A 19,262-nucleotide genomic window follows, 5' to 3' on the forward strand; every position below is an offset into this window, starting at 1 on the left:
GCGCATCGGTCCGGTGCCGGCGGAAGCCATGGAAGCCACCGCGGAGCGTGTGCGCGCGCTGGGTTTCGGCCAGCCGCGCCTCGTGCGCGAGTAGACTTGTCCCTTCGTTTCGCGTGATCCACCCGGAGTTCGTTGTCTTGAAGAAAGCCCCCGCCTTCGCCGCCGTCCTCGTCGCAACCGCCTCGCTGGCCTTCGCCTTCGCCCATGCCCGGCAGCCCGCGACACCGCAGCCCGCCACGCCGCAGCCGGCCGCGCTCAGCGATGCGCTGCCGGTGCCGCCCGCCCCGGAGCCGTCCACGTCCGCCGCTTGGCTGCTGATGGACTACACCACCGGGCAGATCCTGGCCGGCGAGAACATCGACATGCGCCGCGAGCCGGCGAGCATCACCAAGGTCATGACCTCCTATGTCATTGCCGCCGAGATGGCCGCGGGCAAGATCAAGGCCGACGATCCGGTGATGATGACCGAGAACGCCTGGCGCCAGGGCGGCGCCGGCACCGACGGCAGCTACAGCGGATTCCCGGTCAACCAGACCGCGCCGCTGGTGCAGATGGAAAAGGGCATGGTGGTGCAATCGGGCAACGACGCCGCGATCGCGCTGGCCGAGCACGTCGCCGGCAGCGAGCAGGCGTTCGCCGCGCTGATGAACGCGTATGCCAAGCGCATCGGCATGCGCAACTCGCACTTCGTCAATCCGCACGGACTGCCGGCCGAAGGCCACTACTCGACCGCGCGCGACCTGGCGCTGCTCGGGCGCGCGCTGATCCGCGATTTCCCCGAGGCGTATGCGTACAACAAGATCAAGGAATTCACGGTCGGGCCGATCACCCAGCCCAACCGCAACGTGCTGCTGTGGCGCGATCCGTCGGTGGACGGCATCAAGACCGGCCACACCAGCAGCGCCGGCTATTGCCTGATGGCCTCGGCCAAGCGCGGCGACCAGCGCCTGATCTCGGTGATCCTGGGCGGCAGCAGCGAGAAGCAGCGCGCCAGCGACTCGCAGGCGCTGCTCAACTGGGGCTTCCGTTTCCACGAAACCCACAAGCTCTACGACGCCGGCAAGCAGATCGCCGCGCTCAAGGTGTGGAAGGGCGAAGGCGAACAGGTCGCGCTCGGCGTTGCCCAGCCGTTGCTGGTCAGCCTGCCGCGCGGCCGCTACCAGCAGCTCAAGCCGACCATGGACGTGCCCAAGGCGCTGGTGGCGCCGATCGCGAAGGGCCAGGAAATCGGTACGGTCAAGGTGTCGCTGGACGGCAAGGTGATCGCGCAGCGGCCGCTGGTGGCGCTCGAGGCGGTCGAGGAGGGCGGATTCTTCGCCCGCCTGTGGGACGAGTTCTGGATGTGGTGGGAATCGGAATAGGAGGCGTGCCGATGGAAATCAGATCCGACAATCCCGAGCACGGCTTCCAGTTCCCCGGCGAGTTCGAGATCACGGCGATGGGCCCGGCCGGTTCCGGCCTGGAAGAACAGATCCCCTCGCTGCTCGAGGCCGCGGGCTTGCCCGTGCTGCGCGAGACGGTGGCCATGCGCGAGTCCAGCGGCGGCAAGTTCGTTTCGGTGAAGCTCACGTTCCGCGCAGAGTCGCGCGAACAATACGAAGTGGCGCATGCGGTGTTGCGCGAGCACCCCGAGGTGAAGTGGACGCTGTAGCGGGCGAGTTGCTGGTCAGGGACCTGGGACGTTGCGCATACGAGCCGGTGTGGCGCGCGATGCAGGCCTTCACCGATGCGCGCGGCGAGGACAGCCCGGACGAACTGTGGCTGGTGGAGCACGACCCGGTGTTCACCCTGGGGCAGGCCGGAAGGCCCGAGCACGTGCTGGCGCCGGGCGACATTCCGGTGGTGCAGGTCGACCGTGGCGGCCAGGTCACCTACCACGGCCCCGGCCAGATCGTCGCCTATCCCCTGCTGGACCTGCGCCGCCTGAAGCTGGGCGTGCGCGAGTACGTGTGCCGGATCGAACAGGCGGTGATCGACACCCTGGGCGAGTGGAACATCGAAGGCCGCAGGCGCGCCGGCGCGCCGGGCGTCTACGTGGACGATGCCAAGGTCGCCGCCCTGGGTATCCGGGTGCGGCGCGGGTGCTGTTTCCACGGCCTGGCGTTCAACATCGCCATGGACCTGGAGCCGTTCGACCGCATCAATCCCTGCGGCTACGCCGGCCTCCGGGTGGTGGCGATGGCCGACCTGGGCGGCCCCGCGGGACTGGAAGCGGTGAAGCCGGTGCTGCTGCGGGAGCTGGCGCGCCAGCTCGGCCTGCAGCCGCGTGCCGCCGATGCGACAATGGCGGCATGAGCGCCCCCACCAGCAAGGCCATACCGATCACCACCCTCGAGCCGGGCGCCCGCCAGGTCGCCGGCGACAAGATCGCCCGGTCTCCGGTGCAGTTCGCCGACGCGCCGGTGCTGCGCAAGCCCTCGTGGATCAGGGTGCGCATCCCGTCGGGCAACAACGTCGCCAGGTTGAAGGAAAAGCTGCGCGCCAATCGCCTCATCACCGTGTGCGAGGAAGCCAGCTGCCCGAACATCCACGAGTGCTTCGGCCATGGCACCGCGACGTTCATGATCCTGGGCGAGGTCTGCACCCGGCGCTGCTCGTTCTGCGACGTCGCCCACGGCCGCCCCAAGCCGCCCGATCCGGCAGAGCCGCTGCATCTTGCGCAGACCGTGAAGGACATGGGGCTGAAATACGTGGTGGTCACCAGCGTCGACCGCGACGACCTGCGCGACGGCGGCGCCGGCCATTTCGTCGACTGCATCAGCGCCATCCGCGAGATGAGCCCGGGCACGAAGATCGAGATCCTGACCCCGGATTTCCGCGGCAAGGGCCGCATGGAACGCGCGCTGGAGATCCTGGCCGCGAACCCGCCGGACGTGTTCAACCACAACATCGAGACCGTGCCGGACCTGTACCGCAACGTCAGGCCCGGGGCGGATTACCAGTGGTCGCTGACCCTGCTGCGCAAGTTCAAGCAGCAGCACCCCTCGATCCCGACCAAGTCCGGGATCATGCTCGGCCTGGGCGAGACCATGGCCCAGGTGGAGCAGACCCTGCGCGACCTGCGCGCCCACGACGTGGACATGGTCACCATCGGCCAGTACCTGCAGCCCAGCCCGCACCACCACCCGGTGCTGCGCTACTGGACGCCGGACGAGTTCAAGGCGCTGGAAGTCTTCGGCATGGCTTCAGGTTTCGCTCACGTGGCATCGGGCCCACTCGTGCGATCCTCCTACCATGCCGATCGCCAGGCGGCCGGCGTCCCGCAACTTTCGGCACTGGCCGGCGGTCCAAGCGCGGAACCATCCTTACCCTAGCGTCCGGCTCCGGGGGCGCGAGAGTCGAGACGCGAGAGCAGACATGAAGCTTCCCCACAGCCTGTTGATCCTTGCCCTGGCCACGCCGCTGGCGCTGTTTGCGCGCCCGGGCGCGGACACGATCGCGCCGGGGCCGACAGCGGACCAGGCCACGACCGCCAAGCTGGTCTACGGGCTGCTCTCCGACAGCCGCTATGCCTACCGGCCGCAGGCACTGGACGACGCGCTGTCGAAGGACATCTTCAAGCGCTACCTGGACGCGCTCGACCGCAGCAAGATGTTCTTCACCGCCGACGACGTGGCGAAGTTCGCCAGGTACAAGCTGTCGTTCGACGACGCGATCAAGGGCGGCAAGCTGGATCCGGCCTACGCGATGTTCGCCCTGTACAAGCAGCGCGTTGCCGAGCGTTCTGCCTACGCGTCCGGCCTGCTCAAGCAGGACATCTTCGATTTCGGCGGCGACGAGCGCTGGTACTACGACCGCGAAGACGCGCCGTGGGCGACCGCGGCCGAGCTCGATGAACTGTGGAAGCAGTCCGTGCGCAACGACTGGCTGCGCCTCAAGCTCGCCGGCAAGGAGCCGGCGGAGATCCGCAAGGTGCTGGCCAAGCGCTACGGCAACTTCGCCGAGTCGACGGACGAGCTCGATTCCACCGACGCCTTCTCCAGCTTCCTCAACGCGTATACCGCGTCGATCGACCCGCATACCAATTACCTGGATCCGCGCAGCGCCGAGCGCTTCAACCAGTCGATGTCGCTGTCGCTGGAAGGCATCGGCGCGCAGTTGCAGAAGCAGGACGACGTGGTGGTGATCCGGGAAGTCCTGCCGGGCGGCCCCGCGATCAAGAGCGGCAAGCTGCAGGCGGGCGACCGCATCGTCGGCGTCGGCCAGGGCGCGAGCGGGCCGATGGAAGACGTGGTCGGCTGGCGCATCGACGACGTGGTCGAGAAGATCAAGGGACCCAAGGGCACCCAGGTGCGGCTGGACATCGTGCCGCCGGAAGCCGGCCTCGACAGCCAGCCGGTGCGGGTGTCGCTGGTGCGCGACAAGATCCGCCTCAGCGCCGACGCGGCCAAGAGCAAGATCCTCGACATCCCCGCGCGCGGCGACCTGCCGGCGCGGCGCATCGGCGTGATCGAACTGCCGGGCTTCTACCAGGACTTCGCCGGCCGCCGCGACAACGCCAACGGCGACTACGCGTCGGCCACCCGCGACGTCGCCCGCTTGCTGGGCGAAATGAACGCGAAGAAGGTCGACGGCGTGGTCATGGACCTGCGCAACAACGGCGGCGGTTCGCTGGCCGAAGCGATCGAGCTCACCGGGCTGTTCATCGACCAGGGTCCGGTGGTGCAGGTGCGCGAGTCCGGCGGGCGGGTCAGCGTCGAGGGCGACCGCAAGGCCGGCGTCGCGTGGGAAGGCCCGTTGGCGGTACTCGTCAACCGCGGCTCGGCGTCGGCCTCGGAAATCTTCGCCGGCGCGATCCAGGATTACGGCCGCGGCCTGATCATCGGCGAGCAGACCTTCGGCAAGGGCACGGTGCAGAACCTCGTCGATCTCGACCGCTGGCCGGCCAACGAGAAGCCGCGCTTCGGCCAGGTCAAGCTCACCATCGCCCAGTTCTTCCTGCCCGGCGGCGCCAGCACGCAGAACAAGGGCGTGCATCCGGACATCGCCTTCCCGGTCACCGTGGACGCCAGCGAGTTCGGCGAGAGCACCTACGACAACGCGCTGCCGTGGACGCGGATCGCGGCGGTGCCGCACGTGCGCTACGGCAACTTCACCCCGATCCTGGCCAAGCTCGACGAACTGCACGATGCGCGGGTGAAGGACAATCCCGAATTCCAGTGGTGGGCGCAGGACGTGGCCGACTTCCGCACCGAGCGGGCAAAGAAGTTCGTCTCGCTCAACGAGGCCGAGCGCCGCCGCGAGCGCGATGCCGATGCCGCCAAGCGGGCGAAGCGCCAGGAACTGCGCAAGGAACTGGGCCTGAAGCTCGACCCGCTGGCCGCCGAGAGCGCCGACGACGGCCTGCAGGCCAGCGAGCGCGACATCGTCGCCGATGCCGCTCGGCAGAAGGCCGCCGAGGAGCGCCCCGATCCGCTGTTGCGGGAGTCCGCGGCGATCCTGGCCGACGCCACGGCCATGCTCGCCCGCGACAAGCAGCTGGCGGCCCTGGTGCTGCCGGAGACCGGGCGCGCCACGCACTGGGCCGAGTAGGGCGAAGCGCCCGGCGGGGCGCTATACAATGTAAAGAATCGGATAGCGGGCGCCCCAGGCGCCCGCTAACTTTTCTCCCCATGAACGACAAGCACACGACCGCTTCCCGACCCGCCGCCGGCGACGCCGCGGTGGAACGCGCGCGCCAGTTGCTCGATGGCGGCGAACCGACCCTGGGTGAACTGGCCGCCGCCGTCGGCCTCGGCCCTACCGCGCTGCAGCGTCGCTTCAGCGCCCGCTATGGCCTGAGCCCGGCGCAGTACCTGGCGCAGCGCAAGCTCGACGCACTCAAGGCCGGCCTGCGCGAGGGCCGCGATGTCAGCGCCGCGCTTTACGACGCCGGTTACGGCTCGCCGTCCCGCGTCTATGAAGCCGGCGCGGCGCGCCTGGGCATGACACCTGCCAGCTATCGCGCCGGAGGCGCGGGCGAGGAGGTGCGCTGGAGCCTGGTGGATACCGCGCTCGGCATGGCGCTCGTCGCCACTACCCGCCGTGGCATCTGCATGGTGGAACTCGGCAACGCGCCGGCCGGACTCGAAGCGAAGCTGCGCGCCGAGTTCCCGCGTGCGCGCCTGCAACGCGTCGACGCCGGCCGCGACGAGTTCCTCGCGCCGCGCCTGCAGGCGGTGGCCGCGCGCCTGGCCGGCAAGCGCAGCGATGTGCCGTTGGACCTGCTCGGCACCGCGTTCCAGAAAAAGGTCTGGGACGCGCTGATGAAGATTCCCGCCGGTGAAACCCGCAGCTACGCGCAACTGGCGGCCGAACTCGGGCAGCCGTCTGCGGCGCGCGCCGTGGCCAGCGCCTGTGCAAGCAACAAGGTCGCGGTGCTGGTTCCCTGCCACCGCGTCGTGCGCGGGGACGGCAGCCCGGGTGGCTACCGCTGGGGCCTGCCGCTGAAACGCGAACTGCTGCAGCGCGAAGCTGCCCCTGGATGAACCGCACCGGATGACCACGCACCCATGAAAGCAACCGTCGCGATCGCGCTGGCCGCCGTCTACCTGATCTGGGGCTCGACCTATCTCGCCATCCGATTCGCGCTGGAGGGCGGGTTCCCGCCGTTCCTGCTCGGCGGCGTCCGTTTCGTCATCGCCGGCAGCCTCATGTATACGGTGCTGCGCTGGCGCGGCATGTCCGCGCCGACGCGCGCACAATGGGTCAACGCGGCCGCGATGGGCGTGATGCTGCTCCTGCTCGGCAACGGCATGGTCAATTACGCCGAGCAGACGGTGTCCTCCGGCATGGCGGCGGTGGCCGTCGCATCGGCGCCGCTGTGGATGGCGATGTTCGCGGCCATGCGCGGCGAGCATCCCAACCGCATCGAGTGGATCGGGCTGGGCATCGGTTTCGTCGGCGTGGTCTGGCTCAACATCGGCGGCAGCCTGAGCGCGTCGAAGATCGGCATGATCGCCTTGCTGGTGGCCACCATCGCCTGGTCGTTCGGTTCGATCTGGAGCCGCGGCCGCGACATGGCGCCGCCGTTCATGGGCGCCGCGGCGCAGATGCTGTGCGGCGGCGTGGCGATGTGCGTGCTCGGCGTGGCGATCGGCGAGCGATTCCATGCGGTGCCGACGGCGGCCGGTCTCGCCGCGTTTTCCTACCTGATCGTGTTCGGTTCCATCATCGGATTCAGCGCCTACATCTGGCTGCTGCACCATGTGCGCCCCGCGCTCGCCGGCAGTTATGCCTACGTCAATCCCGCGATCGCAGTGATGCTGGGAGCGGTGCTCGCGCATGAGCGGTTTTCCGCGCACGAACTGGCGGCCATGGGCGTGATCCTGTTCGGCGTGGTCGCCATCACCATGGCCAAGGCGGGGAAGAAGAAGGCATGAACAACGCGCGCCTCGACCGGCAAGGCCTGTGGATGGCCATCGGTGCATTCGTCATCTGGGGCGTGATGCCGTTGTACTGGCACCTGCTCAAGTCGGTGCCGTCGCTGCAGATCATCGCCCACCGCATCGTCTGGAGCACGCTGCTGGTGGCCGGCTGGCTGTCCTGGAAGTACGGCCGCGGCTGGTTGCGCGAAACCCTGGCGCTGCCGCGCGCAGCGTGGATGCTTGCCATCAGCGGCACGCTGATCGCATTCAACTGGGGCCTGTACATCTGGGCGGTCAATGCCGGCCATGTGGTCGAGACCAGCCTGGGCTACTTCATCAACCCGCTGCTCAACGTGGTGCTGGGCGTATTCGTGCTGCGCGAGCGGCTCAACCCGGTGCAGTGGCTTTCCGTGGCCATCGCCACCGGCGGCGTGCTGTGGCTGACCTTCAACTACGGCGACTTCCCCTGGATCGCGTTGTCGCTGGCGTGTTCGTTCGCCGGCTATGGCCTGGTGCGCAAGCTGGTCGGCGTGCCGCCGGTGCGTGGCCTGGGGATCGAGAGCCTGTACCTGTTCCTGCCCGCGCTCGCCTTGCTGCTGTGGGGCGAAACCCACGGCGACGGCGGCTTCATCGCCCATGACGGCATCGCGTCGTGGGGCTGGACCGCCGCCGCGCTGCTGGTGTTCGGCGGCGTCCTCACGGCGTTGCCGCTGATCGGCTTCGCCGACGCGGTCAAGCGCAGTCCCTATTCGATGGTCGGCGTGCTGCAGTACATCGCGCCGACCCTGCAGCTGCTGTGCGGCGTGCTGGTCCTGGGCGAAGCCTTCGACGCCAATCGTGCGATCGGCTTCACCTTCATCTGGATCGCGCTGGCGGTGTATGCGGTCGACGGCATGTGGCGCAGCCGCAGGGCGTCATAGCCGCCGCGCCTATTTGAACCACTCCAGGATCTCGAGCTGGGCGGCCTTTCGGTTGTGCTCGATGCCGTGGTTGTCGCCGGGGTAGACGACCAGCTTGTGCGGCCGGCCGAGCTGCTGCAGGCGGGCGGCCATCGCCCGCGAGTCCTCCGCGTTGACGCGTTCGTCCGCCTCGCCGTGCAGCAGCAGCACCGGCATGCCCGCCGGGAGTTCTTCCGCCCAGCGCAGTGCCGACCGCATTTCCAGGGCCGCCTGCTTGTTGTCCTCGTAACCGGGGATCAGCGCGCTGTAGACGCGCTCCATCTCAGGGCGCCATTCCAGGCCCGCTGCCAGGTCCGTGGCGCCGCCGACGGTGGCCATCGCCGTGATGTCCTTCCGTTGCCGGGCGACGAGGTAGCTCATCATGGCGCCGCGGCTCTCGCCGAGCATGTACACATGGCTGCCGTCGACGCCGGGCAGGGCGAGGGACAGGTCGATCAGGCGCATGACGTCGCCGACGTCCTTGCCGCCGAATTCGTCGGCGTCGCCGCGGTACTGGCTGGCGACGACCACGTAGCCGGCCTTGGCCAGCGGCAGGAGCTTGCGGAACAGCTGCAGCTGGTCGATCCGGCCGAAGTCCCGGTTGCCGCCACGGTTGTAGACGAGCAACGGCCGCTCGCCGGCATCGCCGTCCTGCCTGCGTCGCACCACGTAGCCGGAGACGACAAGGCCGTCGCTGTCGTAGGTGACGACTTGGCAATCGAACCCGGACTTCGCGAACTCGAACATCCTTTCGGGAACGACTTTCCCCAGCATCTCCGCGGGGACCTTCCTGCCGCCGAGCTCGATGTCGAGCGACTGCAGCCAGGACTGGTAGTCCGGGGTCGCCTCGAAGCAACCGGTGCTGGACAGGAAGGTGCCGGCCGAGGCGGCGCTGGCTTGGAACGGAACGGCGAACAGCGCGATCAGGATCGCGAACAGCGTACGAAGCATCCTTGCTCTCTCAGGTTTTGGTGTGGCGAGTCGAAAATAGCATGCCCGGGGCTAGAGGTCGCGTTCCGGCGCCAGCACGTGGATGACCTTGCCCGACGCGTCCAGGAACTCGATGGCGCCGTAGCCCTCGGGCGTCACCGTCATCCGCACCCGCGCCCGGTCGTCGGCATCCGCGAGCGACACCGCCGGCGTACCGTCCGCGGCGACGTCCAGGCGTATGCGGGTGGACGTCGCGACGCCTGGAACGAGGCGATCGTCGAGGCGGGGCTCGCGCAGCAACGACGGCGCCTGGTTGATCGAGAAGCTCACCGCGCCATCGGGCATCACCCGCCATCCGATCGCGTCCATGGCCGGATGGTCCAGTGCAAGGACGGCGGCCGTTCCGCCTGGCGCGTCGGCGACGCCGAAGCCGCCGCGCTCGTTGCCGTCGATGTCGTAGAGGATCAGCCCGGAAACGCCGAAGGCGCGCTGGTACTGGATGCCGTCGATGATCGGCGGTGGCGTATCGGCTGCAAGGGTCATGCGGATCACGCCGTCGTCGCCCACGATGTCGATGCGCCTGGCCGTGATGCGGTCGTGGTCGACTTTCTCCACCCGGGTTTCGGGCGTCTTGTCGAGGATCACCCGCTCGAGCGCCTCCAGCGACGGACGCGCAGGCTCCGGCCTCGTCTGCGCGACGGACACCGACAGTGTCGACAGCACCAGCAGGCCAAGGCCAAGGACAGTGGGACGGGCGGCGGGCATCATCACGTCAGGCCGCCCGCAACGCGTCGGTCACCGGCAACCGCGCTGCCCGCACCGCCGGGAACAGGCCGCCGATGAAGCCGATGGCCAGCGCCCACTTCAGGCCGGTCCACAGCACCGGCAGCGAGACCTTGAACTGGAAGGTCAGCTGGCCGACGCCGCCGGCGATCGTGGATGCGGTGTAGCCGTTGAACACGATCCAGGCCAGCAGGCCGCCGAGCAGCCCGCCGAGCAGGGCCAGGAGCATGGTCTCCAGCATCACCGCGACGACCACGGGCAGGCCGCGGAAGCCGATGGCACGCAACGTGGCGATCTCGCGCACGCGGGTAGTGACGGTGGCGAACATGGTGTTGAGCGCGCCGAACACGGCGCCTATCCCCATGATCGCTCCGACTACCATGCCGACGATGCGGATGACCTTGCTCATGCCCTCGGACTGCTTGCTGAAGTAGTCGAGCGTGGTGTCGGTATCGACGTCCAGGCGCGGGTCTTCGGCCAGTGCGGCCTTGAAGCCCTTGAACGCCGACGCGTTCTCCAGCTTCACCGTCACCGAGGTGCGGGTGCTGCCGCGCTCGTAGGTCGGGGCGACCACGCCGGCGTCGGCCCAGATCTCCGATTCCATTGCATCACCGCTTTCGAAGATGCCGGCCACCACCCACTGCTGGCTGCCCAGCTGGATGGTCTTGCCCGGTTCCAGTCCGGCGAACTGGCGCGCCGCGGCCTTGCCCGCGATGAGCTCGCGACGGCCCGGTTCGAACTTGCGCCCTTCGACGATCTTCACGTTCGGACGCACCGCCCATGCCTGCGGACCGATGCCGCGCAACTGCACGCTGCCGTCCTCGTCGGGGCCGCCGCCCCTGATCGGGAGGTTGGCCGCGACCACCGAATCGGCCGTGGCGATTGGCTTGCCTTCGGCGTCGCGTGCGATGCCCGGCGCCTGCTGGATCACCAGCACGCTGGCATTGTCGAGCGTGGACATCACTTCCGAGGCGGAGGCGCCGCGCATGACGATGGCGGTGTCCTCGCTGCCGGACTTGCGCAGCGTCTCGCGATAGCCCTCGGCCATGGCCAGCATCGCCACCAGCACGGCGACCACGCCGGCGATGCCGATCACCACCACGGACGAGGCGCCGATGCGCTGGCGCAGGGTGCTGAGGCCGACCTGGGTCACCGAGCCGGCCTGGCGGCCGCGCCGGGTGACCAGCATCCAGATGCCGAACAGCACCACCAGGCCCAGCAGCACGAACCACGGCAGCGCCAGCCAGCAGGCCACGCCGACCACCACCACCAGGCCCATCAGGAGGCCGCGCAGGAATCCCATGATCTTGTTCATGCGTGTTTCTCCTTAGCGTCCGGCGAGGGCGTCGACGATGTTCAGGCGCATGGCGCGGATCGCCGGCAGCGCCCCGACCAACAGGCCGATCGCGACCATCAGCCCGATCGCCGTGGCCCAGCCGTCCAGGCCCAGCGGCGGGATGTTGATCATGCCGCCGCTGGCGGTGCTCGCGCCCGAGCCGATCACCGTCGACAGGGCAACGCCGACCAGGCCGCCGATCATCACCAGCAGCACCGACTCGGCCAGCACCATCAGCAGCACGCTGGTGCTGGAGAAGCCGATCGTCTTGAGCACCGCAAGTTCGGACGTACGCTCGCGCACGGCCTGGGCCATGGTGTTGCCGGTCAGCAGCAGCAGGGTGAAGAACACCGCGCCCATGATCGAGCCGACGATCAGGCCGATGTCGGCCATCTGCTTCATCCAGTTGGCCGTGGCCGCCTGTTCGGTCATGGTCTTGGTCTGGTGGTCCGAGTTCTGCGACAGGGCGTCGATCGCCTTGGCCACGCGGTCGGCCTGGTTGACGTCGGTGACCCGGCTCACGTACCAGCCCACGTCCCCGTCCACGTAGGGCGTGGACTCCTCGAAGTACTTGTAGTGCAGCAGCAGGAGCTGGTCGTTCCAGCCGCCGTCGGCGTCGTTGGCGTTGCGCAGCACGCCGACGATGTCGAACGCCCAGTTCTTGCTGCCGTCGCTGTTGGGGAAGATGGTCGACTGCAGCGGGATCTTCTGCCCGACCTTCCAGCCGAAGCGCGCCATCAGCTTCTCGCCCACCAGCACGCCGGTGCGGGTGGCGTGGAACGCCTCGAGTTCGGCGGGGTCGACCGTGATCTCCGGATACAGGTCCAGGTAGTTCGGCGCCACGGCGAAGCTGAAGATCTGGTTGCGCGGATCCTGGTAGGCGCCGCCGAACCAGTTGGCGTAGGTGGTGTCGGCCACGCCGTCGACCTGCTTGATCCGCGGCAACAGCGAGATCGGCAGGGTCTGGATGAACGACAGCCGTGAACCGGTCTGCAGGCGCTGCGCGCCGTTGGCGGTCTGGCCGGCTTCGTCGAAGCTGGCCCGCACGCCGTCGAGCAGGCCGAACAGCAGGAACGCGGCCATGATCGAGACCAGGGTGAGGACGGTGCGGGTCTTGCGCCGGAACAGCTCGGCCCAGACCAGGTGCAGGTATTTCATGCGTGCACCGCCTGCTCTACGAGCGTCCCCTTGTCCAGGTGCAGGGTGTGGCTGGCGTACTCGGCGGCCTTCGGGTCGTGGGTGACCATCACGATGGTCTTGCCGTGCTCGCGGTTGAGCGTCTGCAGCAGGCCCAGGATCTCTTCGGCCGACTGGCGGTCGAGGTCGCCGGTGGGCTCGTCGCAGATCAGCAGGGTCGGGTCGGACACGATCGCGCGGGCGATGGCCACGCGCTGCTGCTGGCCACCGGACAGTTCGTTCGGGCGGTGCTTCGCGCGGTCGCCCAGGCCCACCAGTTGCAGCGCGACTTCGGCATTGCGCTTGCGCTGGGCGCCGGACAGGCCGGTCAGCAGCAACGGCAGCTCGACGTTGCGCTGCGCGGTGAGCATCGGCATCAGGTTGTAGAACTGGAACACGTAGCCGACGTTCTGGCTGCGCCAGTGCGCGAGCTGGCCGCCTTTCATGGTGTCGATGCGCTGGCCGTCGATGGTGATCTGGCCGCCGGTCGGGACGTCGAGGCCGCCGATCAGGTTGAGCAGGGTGGTCTTGCCCGATCCCGAGGGGCCCATGAGCGCGACGAAATCGCCGCGGGCGATGTCCAGGTCCACGCCGTGCAGGACCTCGACCTTTTCCGGGCCGCGCTGGTAGGTCTTGGTGAGGTTGTTGATGCTGACCAGTGCTGACATGTGCCTTGCCCCTCGCGTTGTGATTAGTTGCCGGCCGGGATCACCCGGCTGCCGTCTTCCAGGTCCTTCGGCGGATCCAGTACCACCGTCTCGCCCGCGGCCAGACCGGAGAGGACCTGACGCCCGTCTCCCAGGCTGCGACCTGCCTCGAGCTCGCGCTGTTGCACGCGTTCACCGTCCTCGTCGAGCACGAACGCCACGTCCCGGCCCCCTCGGCTCGCAACCGCCGCGACCGGCACCCGCACGCCGCGCGCCGACGCCTGTTGTTCGGCCCGGGGCGCCGCCTGCTCGAGGAAACTGACGTTGACGCCCATGTCCGGGACGATGCGCGGATCCTTTTCCTTCAATGCCACGCGCACCTTGACCGTGGCCTTGCCGCGGTCGGCGGTGGGGATGATCGCGATCACCTCGGCCGGGATCTTCCAGTCGGGATACGCGTTGAGCGTGGCCACGACCGGCATCTTCGGCTGTACGCGGTTGATGTAGGACTCGCCGACATCGACCTCGATCTCCAGCGAGTCCATGTCGACGATCGTGCCGATACCGGTGCGGGTGAAGCCGCCGCCGGCGGAGAGCGGCGACACGATCTCGCCCGGCTGCGCCGCCTTGGCGATGACCACGCCGGCGAAGGGCGCGCGCACCACCGTGTTGTCCAGCCCGTTCTCGGCGATCTGCAGCTGGTCGCTGGCGACCTGGGCGTTGCGCTGCGCGGTGACCAGCTGCGCGCGCAGCGCATCGCGTGCGGCCACGGCCTGGTCGTACTGCGACCTGGACACCAGCTGCTGCTGCACCAGCGCGCCGAGGCGTTCGGCGTTGGCTTCGGCCTCGCGCAACTGTGCCTGCACGCCGACGGCTGCACTGCGCGCGGCGCCGAGCTGGGCGACGGCGAGGTCGCGCTGTGCATCTGCGTCGACCGGATCGAGCGTGGCCAACACTTCACCGGCCTCCACGTGTTGGCCCTCCTCGATCAGCACTTCGCGCACCTTGCCGGTGATCTTGGCCGAGACCGTGGCCATGCGCCGGGCCACGATATAGCCGGTGGCATCAAGCACCGAGGCGGCCTGGACATTGCCGCCATCCGAGGCCATCGCCTCGACGGTGGCCGTGCGCACCGCGACGGGATCCGGACGGCCGAACAGCCACCAGCCGCCGACGGCCAGCAACAGCACGACGGCCACGGCCACGGCGATGCCGATCCAGAGCCCGCGCGGCGGCGGCGGCGCCTGGCGCGCGCTGCGGTCGATGCGGAGTTCCTTGAGCAGGTCGGCGGAAGAGTTCATTCGACGGGTCCGGGATCGCTGGCGGGTCGCCTAGTGTGAAGGCGACTGGAGCAGGCTGCCACCCTACGCAGCCGGAGGCCCGGCGTCACGTGATGCCTGTCATGTCGATCGGGTGATCGCTGCGACTGGGCCGGCACCGGCTCCCGGGCCATCGTGTCCCCAATATCGGAGGGGGGGCGCGGGATGGACGGCAACGGCAAGGCACTGGCGCGGATGGCCGGCGTGCACAAGCGCTACGGGCAGGTCGAGGCGCTGCGTGGCATGGACCTGGAATTGCGGCACGGCGAGCTGCTGGCGTTGCTCGGCCCCAACGGCGCGGGCAAGACCACGGCGATCGGCCTGTTGCTGGGCCTGGTGCGCGCGGATGCCGGCAGCGTCGAACTGTTCGGCCGCGACCCGCAGGACATCCGCGCGCGCCGTGGCATCGGCGTGATGCTGCAGGACGCCGACCTGCCGCCCACCCTGCGCGTCGGCGAGCTGCTGCGCCTGACCGCGAGCTACTACCCGGCGCCGCGCGCGCCAGCCGAGGCTGCGCAGCTCGCCGGCGTCGACGACCTCATGCAGCGCTTCTACGGAAAGCTTTCCGGTGGCCAGAAGCGGCGCGTGCAGTTCGCGCTGGCGCTGTGCGGCAATCCCGCGCTGCTGTTCCTGGACGAGCCCACGGTGGGCATGGACATCCAGTCGCGGCAACAACTGTGGGCGACGGTGCGGCAACTGGTCGCGGCGGGATGCTCGATCGTGCTGACCACCCACTACCTGGAGGAAGCCGAGGCCCTGGCCAACCGGGTCTGCGTGATGGCCCGCGGACGCGTCATCAGCGAAGGCACGGTGGACGCTTTGCGCGCGCGGGTCGCGCTCACGCGCGTGCGCTGCCGCCGCGCGCTGGCGCCCGTGGTCGTCAAGCACTGGACCGAGGTCGCCGCGGCGCGGATGGACGGCGAATGCCTGTGGATGTCCACGCCGCGCGCGGAGGACCTGTTGCGTCGCCTGCTTGCCGCGGATCCCGCGTTGCACGGCATCGAGGTCCAGGCCGCGGGCCTGGCCGAAGCCTTTACCGAACTCACCAGCGAGGCCGCCTGATGAACGTCGCCCACGCCTATGTCGAGGAAGCGCGCAGCGAGACGCTACGCTACCTGCGCAACCCGGGCTTCCTGCTGCCGATCATCCTGTTCCCGGCCGCCTTCTACCTGATGTTCGGCGTTGCCCTGTCGTCGAAGACCGCGCCGGAAGCGGCCCGTTACCTGCTGGCCAGCTACAGCACCTTCGGAGTGATGGCGCCGGGCCTGTTCGGTTTCGGCGTGTCGCTGGCGCTGGAGCGCGACAGCGGGCTGCTCACGCTCAAGCGCGCGCTGCCGATGCCGCCGGGCGCCTACCTGCTGGGCAAGATGCTGATGGCGATGCTGGTCGCCGCGGCGGTCGGCATGCTGCTGCTGGTGCTGGCCGTGTTCCTGGGCGGCGTGGCGCTGGATGCGTCGCAGTGGCTGTCGCTGCTGGCGGTCGACATCCTGGGCGTGCTTCCGTTCTGTGCGCTGGGGCTGCTGGTCGGCACCCTGTTCAAGGGCCAGGGCGCCCCGGGCCTACTCAACCTGGTGTACCTGCCGATGGCGTTCCTGTCGGGACTGTGGTTCCCGCTGAAGCTCATGCCGCCGATCATCGGCCAGCTCGCGCCCATCTGGCCCAGCTACCACCTCAACATGCTCGCGCTCTCGGCAGTGGGCTTCGATACCGGACCGGCGTGGCCAAGGCTGCTGGTGCTGGCGGGCTTCACCGTGGCGTTCCTGCTCATCGCCGCGCGGCGACTGAGCCGGTACGGTTGAAACAGTGCGTTTGAAGTAGGATCGGCGCCATGCAGGCAGGGATCCGAAGCGCATCGCAACGCCTCCGCCGCTGGGCGTCGGCGTCGCTGGTGCCGGCGCCGGACTCGTCGGTCGCGTGCAACGTGCGCCGCGGCAAGTCGCCGTGGACCGATGCCGTGCACCTGCTGTGGTCGGCATGGCTGTTCATTACCCCGCTGTTCGGCGGCGGCCACTACACCCTGTTCTGGCTGGCCCTGACCCTCGCTTCGTATCCGCTGTTCCTCGTCCTGTACGGCAAGGCCGTGCTGGCGTCCCGGCACGACGCCTGGCCCTATCCGCTGGGGATGATCGCCCTGTGCCTGGTGCTGCTGCCCTGGTATCCGTCCGGCTTCAGTTACTTCGTGTTCGGTTGCGTGATGTTGCATACCGGGCGCCGCGGCTCGCTGCTGCGCTACTGGCTCCACCTGGTGCTGCTCAACGGACTGCTGGCGCTGTGTGCGACCCTCGTCGGCTATCCATGGCAGATCCTGGCGTGGATGCTGCCGATGACGATGATCATCGGCACCATCGTCGGCGTGGAGCAGATGTCGCACGACAAGGACGCGGCGCTGCAACTGTCGCACGACGAGGTGCGGCGCCTGGCGGCGACCGCCGAGCGCGAGCGCATCGGCCGCGACCTGCACGACCTGCTCGGACACACCCTGTCGTTGATCACGCTGAAGCTGGAGCTGTCGCGGCGGCTGATCGACCGCGACCCCGCCGCGGCCCGGGTTGAGATTGCCGAGGCGGAGAAGGTCGCGCGGCACGCCCTGGCCGAAGTACGCGCCGCAGTGACCGGATTCCGTGCCGCCGACCTCGCGGCGGAGCTGGCGTCGGCGCGACTGCTGCTGGAATCGTCCGGCGTCAGCCTGGAGTACGACGAGCCGCCTGCCATGCCGGCGGACATCGAGCGCCCGCTGGCGCTGGTGCTGCGCGAGGCGGCAACCAACATCGCCAGGCATGCGCAGGCGGCGCGTGCCGAAGTCAGGTTCCTGCGCGTGGGCGAACAGTTGCACATGCGCATCTCCGACGACGGGCGCGGCGCGGGCAGCGCAGGCAATGGCGACGGCAACGGCCTGGCCGGGATGCGCGAGCGCATGCGCTCGCTCGGCGGCAGCCTGGCGTTCGCCTCCGCGCGGGGTTCTACCGTCGTCGATGCCGTGGTCCCGCTCCAGGCGGCGGAGCAGCCGGCATGATCCGGGTACTGCTGGCCGAGGACCAGGCGATGGTGCGCGGCGCGTTGTCGGCGCTGCTGTCGCTGGAGTCCGACATCGAGGTGCTAGGGTCCGCGCCGGACGGCGAAGCCGCTTGGCGCGAACTGCAACGCCTGAAGCCCGAAGTGCTGGTGACCGACATCGAGATGCCGGGGATCACCGGGCTGGAACTGGCGCAGCGAGTGCAACGCCACGGGCTGCCGGTACGGGTGGTGATCCTGACCACGTTCGCGCGCCCGGGTTTCCTGCGCCGCGCCCTCGATGCCGGCGTGCACGGTTACCTGCTCAAGGATTCGCCCGCCGAGCAGCTCGCCGATGCGATCCGCAAGGTCGAGCGCGGCATGCGCGCGATCGATCCGCAGCTGGCGGTCGATGCCTGGTCGGAATCCGATCCGCTCAACGACCGCGAACGCCAGGTGCTGCGGCTGGCTGGCGACGGCCTGTCCGCCGGCGACATCGCCACCCTGCTCAACCTCTCGCCCGGAACGGTGCGCAACTACCTGTCGGAAGCCATCGGCAAGCTCGGCGCCGGCAACCGCATCGAGGCTTTCCGCATCGCCCGCCAGAAAGGCTGGCTCTAGACGCTTATCCGAACCTGGCCTTGAGCATGGTCCAGGCCGAACGCAGGCCCTGCGCGTCGCCACCGGCGGGACGCCCGGGGCGGTCGCTGTCGTTCCAGGCGTATACATCCAGGTGCGCCCACGGCTGGCCTTCGGGCACGAAGCGTTCCAGGTACAGCGCCGCGGCGATGCTGCCGCCCATCTTCGACGGCCCGGAATTGGCGATGTCGGCGATGTTGCTGGTCAGGTAGCGCAGGTAGGGGCGCCACAGCGGCATCCGCCAAACCGGGTCGCGTACCTGCAGGCCCGCGTCCAGCCATTGCCCGGCGACATCGTCGTCGTTGGCATACAGGGCCGGCAGGTCCGGACCGAGCGCGATCCGCGCGGCGCCGGTGAGCGTGGCGAAATCCAGCAGCAGGGCCGGCGATTGCTCGGCGGCGTGGGTGAGCGCGTCGCACAGCACCATGCGGCCTTCGGCGTCCGTGTTGTCGATCTCCACCGACACGCCCTTGCGCGTGGCGACGACTTCGCCCGGGCGATAGGACAACGGGCCGATGGCGTTCTCCACCGCCGGCACCAGCAGCGTCAGGTGCACCGGAAGCTTTTGCGCCATGACCAGGCCGGCGAGCGCGATCGCGTGCGCGCCGCCGCCCATGTCCTTCTTCATGTTGCGCATGCCGTCGCCGCCCTTGATGTTCAGGCCGCCGGTGTCGAAGCACACGCCCTTGCCGACGATGGCCAGGCGCGGATGCGAGGGTTCGCCCCATTCCAGCCGCAGCAGGCGCGGCGCGCGATGCGAGGCGCGGCCGACGGCATGGATCGCGGGGAAGTCCTGCACCAGCAGATCGTCGCCGACCACGGCGTCGAAACGTGCCCCGTGCGCCTTCGCCATTTCCTCAACGTGCGCGTGCAACTGTTCCGGACCCATGTGCTCGGTCGGCGTGTTCACCAGGTCGCGCACGCGCAGGCAGGCGTCGAGGATGTCGCCGGTTTCCCCGTCGGGCGCATCGAGCACGAGCCGCGCGGGCGGACGCAGCGGCTTGCGGTAGCGCGAGTAACGGTAGCTGCCCAGGCCCCAGCCCAGCTGCACGGCGCGCAGCACTTCGGCGCCGTGCCCGCCTTCCACGCGCCACTCGCCCTCGGGCAGGGCGAACGGCGCTTGCGCGTAGCCGTAGGGGTCGCGCAGGTCGCCGACG

At 69.1% G+C, this 19,262-nt stretch carries 19 protein-coding genes; 12 read left to right on the top strand and 7 right to left on the bottom strand.

Annotated elements, in window-relative coordinates; genetic code table 11:
• Positions 1-185 precede the first annotated feature (185 nt).
• From QAA18_RS02710 to rarD, 8 genes are all read left to right on the top strand, one after another.
• Positions 186-1,361, top strand: a complete 1,176-nt coding sequence (locus tag QAA18_RS02710) for a D-alanyl-D-alanine carboxypeptidase (protein WP_279410845.1) — start codon at positions 186-188, stop codon at positions 1,359-1,361.
• A gap of 11 nt (positions 1,362-1,372) precedes the next feature.
• Complete coding sequence (locus tag QAA18_RS02715; protein ID WP_279410823.1) at positions 1,373-1,651, top strand: DUF493 family protein; 279 nt, start codon at positions 1,373-1,375, stop codon at positions 1,649-1,651.
• Positions 1,639-2,295: a lipoyl(octanoyl) transferase LipB gene (gene lipB / locus QAA18_RS02720; protein ID WP_279410824.1), complete on the top strand. Its 657-nt coding sequence runs from the start codon at positions 1,639-1,641 to the stop codon at positions 2,293-2,295. Before QAA18_RS02715 ends, lipB begins: the two co-directional genes overlap by 13 nt.
• Positions 2,292-3,314: a lipoyl synthase gene (gene lipA / locus QAA18_RS02725; protein ID WP_279410825.1), complete on the top strand. Its 1,023-nt coding sequence runs from the start codon at positions 2,292-2,294 to the stop codon at positions 3,312-3,314. Before lipB ends, lipA begins: the two co-directional genes overlap by 4 nt.
• 43 nt (positions 3,315-3,357) lie before the next feature.
• The gene (locus QAA18_RS02730) at positions 3,358-5,532 is read left to right on the top strand and encodes a carboxy terminal-processing peptidase (RefSeq protein ID WP_279410826.1); all 2,175 of its coding nucleotides are present in this window, start codon (positions 3,358-3,360) and stop codon (positions 5,530-5,532) included.
• Positions 5,533-5,612: 80 nt separating this feature from the next.
• Entirely contained in the window at positions 5,613-6,467 is an 855-nt protein-coding gene (locus QAA18_RS02735; RefSeq protein WP_279410828.1) for a methylated-DNA--[protein]-cysteine S-methyltransferase, read from the top strand.
• Positions 6,468-6,491: 24 nt separating this feature from the next.
• Positions 6,492-7,361 carry a drug/metabolite exporter YedA gene (gene yedA / locus QAA18_RS02740; RefSeq protein ID WP_279410829.1) on the top strand — a complete coding sequence of 290 codons (870 nt, stop codon included), beginning with the start codon at positions 6,492-6,494 and terminating at the stop codon, positions 7,359-7,361.
• Positions 7,358-8,266, top strand: a complete 909-nt coding sequence (rarD, locus tag QAA18_RS02745) for an EamA family transporter RarD (RefSeq protein ID WP_279410830.1) — start codon at positions 7,358-7,360, stop codon at positions 8,264-8,266. Before yedA ends, rarD begins: the two co-directional genes overlap by 4 nt.
• A 9-nt stretch (positions 8,267-8,275) precedes the next feature.
• On the opposite strand, the gene QAA18_RS02750 is transcribed toward rarD, so the two are convergent.
• From QAA18_RS02750 to QAA18_RS02775, 6 genes are read right to left on the bottom strand one after another with little or no spacing between them, the layout of a single operon-like run.
• Positions 8,276-9,235, bottom strand: coding sequence for a prolyl oligopeptidase family serine peptidase (locus QAA18_RS02750; protein WP_279410831.1), 960 nt, complete (start codon positions 9,233-9,235; stop codon positions 8,276-8,278).
• Positions 9,236-9,286: 51 nt separating this feature from the next.
• Complete coding sequence (locus QAA18_RS02755) at positions 9,287-9,982, bottom strand: hypothetical protein (protein ID WP_279410832.1); 696 nt, start codon at positions 9,980-9,982, stop codon at positions 9,287-9,289.
• Positions 9,983-9,986: 4 nt separating this feature from the next.
• Positions 9,987-11,312 (bottom strand): ABC transporter permease, encoded by a 1,326-nt coding sequence (locus QAA18_RS02760; protein ID WP_279410833.1) that lies wholly within the window; start codon positions 11,310-11,312, stop codon positions 9,987-9,989.
• Positions 11,313-11,324: 12 nt separating this feature from the next.
• On the bottom strand, positions 11,325-12,491 hold the full coding sequence (locus QAA18_RS02765; protein WP_279410834.1) for an ABC transporter permease: 1,167 nt from the start codon (positions 12,489-12,491) through the stop codon (positions 11,325-11,327).
• Positions 12,488-13,177: an ABC transporter ATP-binding protein gene (locus tag QAA18_RS02770; protein WP_279410836.1), complete on the bottom strand. Its 690-nt coding sequence runs from the start codon at positions 13,175-13,177 to the stop codon at positions 12,488-12,490. The genes QAA18_RS02765 and QAA18_RS02770 overlap by 4 nt, the downstream gene beginning before the upstream one ends.
• A gap of 23 nt (positions 13,178-13,200) precedes the next feature.
• Positions 13,201-14,457 carry an efflux RND transporter periplasmic adaptor subunit gene (locus QAA18_RS02775; protein WP_279410837.1) on the bottom strand — a complete coding sequence of 419 codons (1,257 nt, stop codon included), beginning with the start codon at positions 14,455-14,457 and terminating at the stop codon, positions 13,201-13,203.
• Between the two features lie 183 nt (positions 14,458-14,640).
• Between QAA18_RS02775 and QAA18_RS02780 the strand changes: the two genes are divergently transcribed.
• The 4 genes from QAA18_RS02780 to QAA18_RS02795 are packed head-to-tail and all read left to right on the top strand — an operon-like array spanning position 14,641 to position 18,087.
• Positions 14,641-15,537, top strand: coding sequence for an ABC transporter ATP-binding protein (locus QAA18_RS02780; protein WP_279410839.1), 897 nt, complete (start codon positions 14,641-14,643; stop codon positions 15,535-15,537).
• A complete protein-coding gene (locus QAA18_RS02785) occupies positions 15,537-16,274 on the top strand; it encodes an ABC transporter permease (RefSeq protein WP_279410840.1) in 738 nt (245 codons plus the stop codon). The genes QAA18_RS02780 and QAA18_RS02785 overlap by 1 nt, the downstream gene beginning before the upstream one ends.
• Before the next feature lie 29 nt (positions 16,275-16,303).
• A complete protein-coding gene (locus tag QAA18_RS02790; RefSeq protein ID WP_279410841.1) occupies positions 16,304-17,488 on the top strand; it encodes a sensor histidine kinase in 1,185 nt (394 codons plus the stop codon).
• Positions 17,485-18,087 (top strand): response regulator transcription factor, encoded by a 603-nt coding sequence (locus QAA18_RS02795; RefSeq protein ID WP_279410842.1) that lies wholly within the window; start codon positions 17,485-17,487, stop codon positions 18,085-18,087. Before QAA18_RS02790 ends, QAA18_RS02795 begins: the two co-directional genes overlap by 4 nt.
• A 4-nt stretch (positions 18,088-18,091) precedes the next feature.
• On the opposite strand, the gene QAA18_RS02800 is transcribed toward QAA18_RS02795, so the two are convergent.
• On the bottom strand, positions 18,092-19,262 hold a 1,171-nt coding region (locus QAA18_RS02800), incomplete at its 5' end, for a leucyl aminopeptidase family protein (RefSeq protein ID WP_279410844.1).

This window comes from Luteimonas sp. 8-5, assembly GCF_029763755.1.
Classification (GTDB): Bacteria; Pseudomonadota; Gammaproteobacteria; order Xanthomonadales; family Xanthomonadaceae; genus Cognatiluteimonas.

Coding starts and splice junctions, on each gene's coding strand:
- QAA18_RS02715 (WP_279410823.1), top strand. CDS start 1,373: ATGGAAATCAGATCCGACAATCCCGAGCACGGCTTCCAGTTCCCCGGC.
- lipA (WP_279410825.1), top strand. CDS start 2,292: ATGAGCGCCCCCACCAGCAAGGCCATACCGATCACCACCCTCGAGCCG.
- QAA18_RS02730 (WP_279410826.1), top strand. CDS start 3,358: ATGAAGCTTCCCCACAGCCTGTTGATCCTTGCCCTGGCCACGCCGCTG.
- QAA18_RS02735 (WP_279410828.1), top strand. CDS start 5,613: ATGAACGACAAGCACACGACCGCTTCCCGACCCGCCGCCGGCGACGCC.
- yedA (WP_279410829.1), top strand. CDS start 6,492: ATGAAAGCAACCGTCGCGATCGCGCTGGCCGCCGTCTACCTGATCTGG.
- rarD (WP_279410830.1), top strand. CDS start 7,358: ATGAACAACGCGCGCCTCGACCGGCAAGGCCTGTGGATGGCCATCGGT.
- QAA18_RS02750 (WP_279410831.1), bottom strand. CDS start 9,235: ATGCTTCGTACGCTGTTCGCGATCCTGATCGCGCTGTTCGCCGTTCCG.
- QAA18_RS02755 (WP_279410832.1), bottom strand. CDS start 9,982: ATGATGCCCGCCGCCCGTCCCACTGTCCTTGGCCTTGGCCTGCTGGTG.
- QAA18_RS02760 (WP_279410833.1), bottom strand. CDS start 11,312: ATGAACAAGATCATGGGATTCCTGCGCGGCCTCCTGATGGGCCTGGTG.
- QAA18_RS02765 (WP_279410834.1), bottom strand. CDS start 12,491: ATGAAATACCTGCACCTGGTCTGGGCCGAGCTGTTCCGGCGCAAGACC.
- QAA18_RS02770 (WP_279410836.1), bottom strand. CDS start 13,177: ATGTCAGCACTGGTCAGCATCAACAACCTCACCAAGACCTACCAGCGC.
- QAA18_RS02775 (WP_279410837.1), bottom strand. CDS start 14,457: ATGAACTCTTCCGCCGACCTGCTCAAGGAACTCCGCATCGACCGCAGC.
- QAA18_RS02780 (WP_279410839.1), top strand. CDS start 14,641: ATGGACGGCAACGGCAAGGCACTGGCGCGGATGGCCGGCGTGCACAAG.
- QAA18_RS02785 (WP_279410840.1), top strand. CDS start 15,537: ATGAACGTCGCCCACGCCTATGTCGAGGAAGCGCGCAGCGAGACGCTA.
- QAA18_RS02790 (WP_279410841.1), top strand. CDS start 16,304: ATGCAGGCAGGGATCCGAAGCGCATCGCAACGCCTCCGCCGCTGGGCG.
- QAA18_RS02795 (WP_279410842.1), top strand. CDS start 17,485: ATGATCCGGGTACTGCTGGCCGAGGACCAGGCGATGGTGCGCGGCGCG.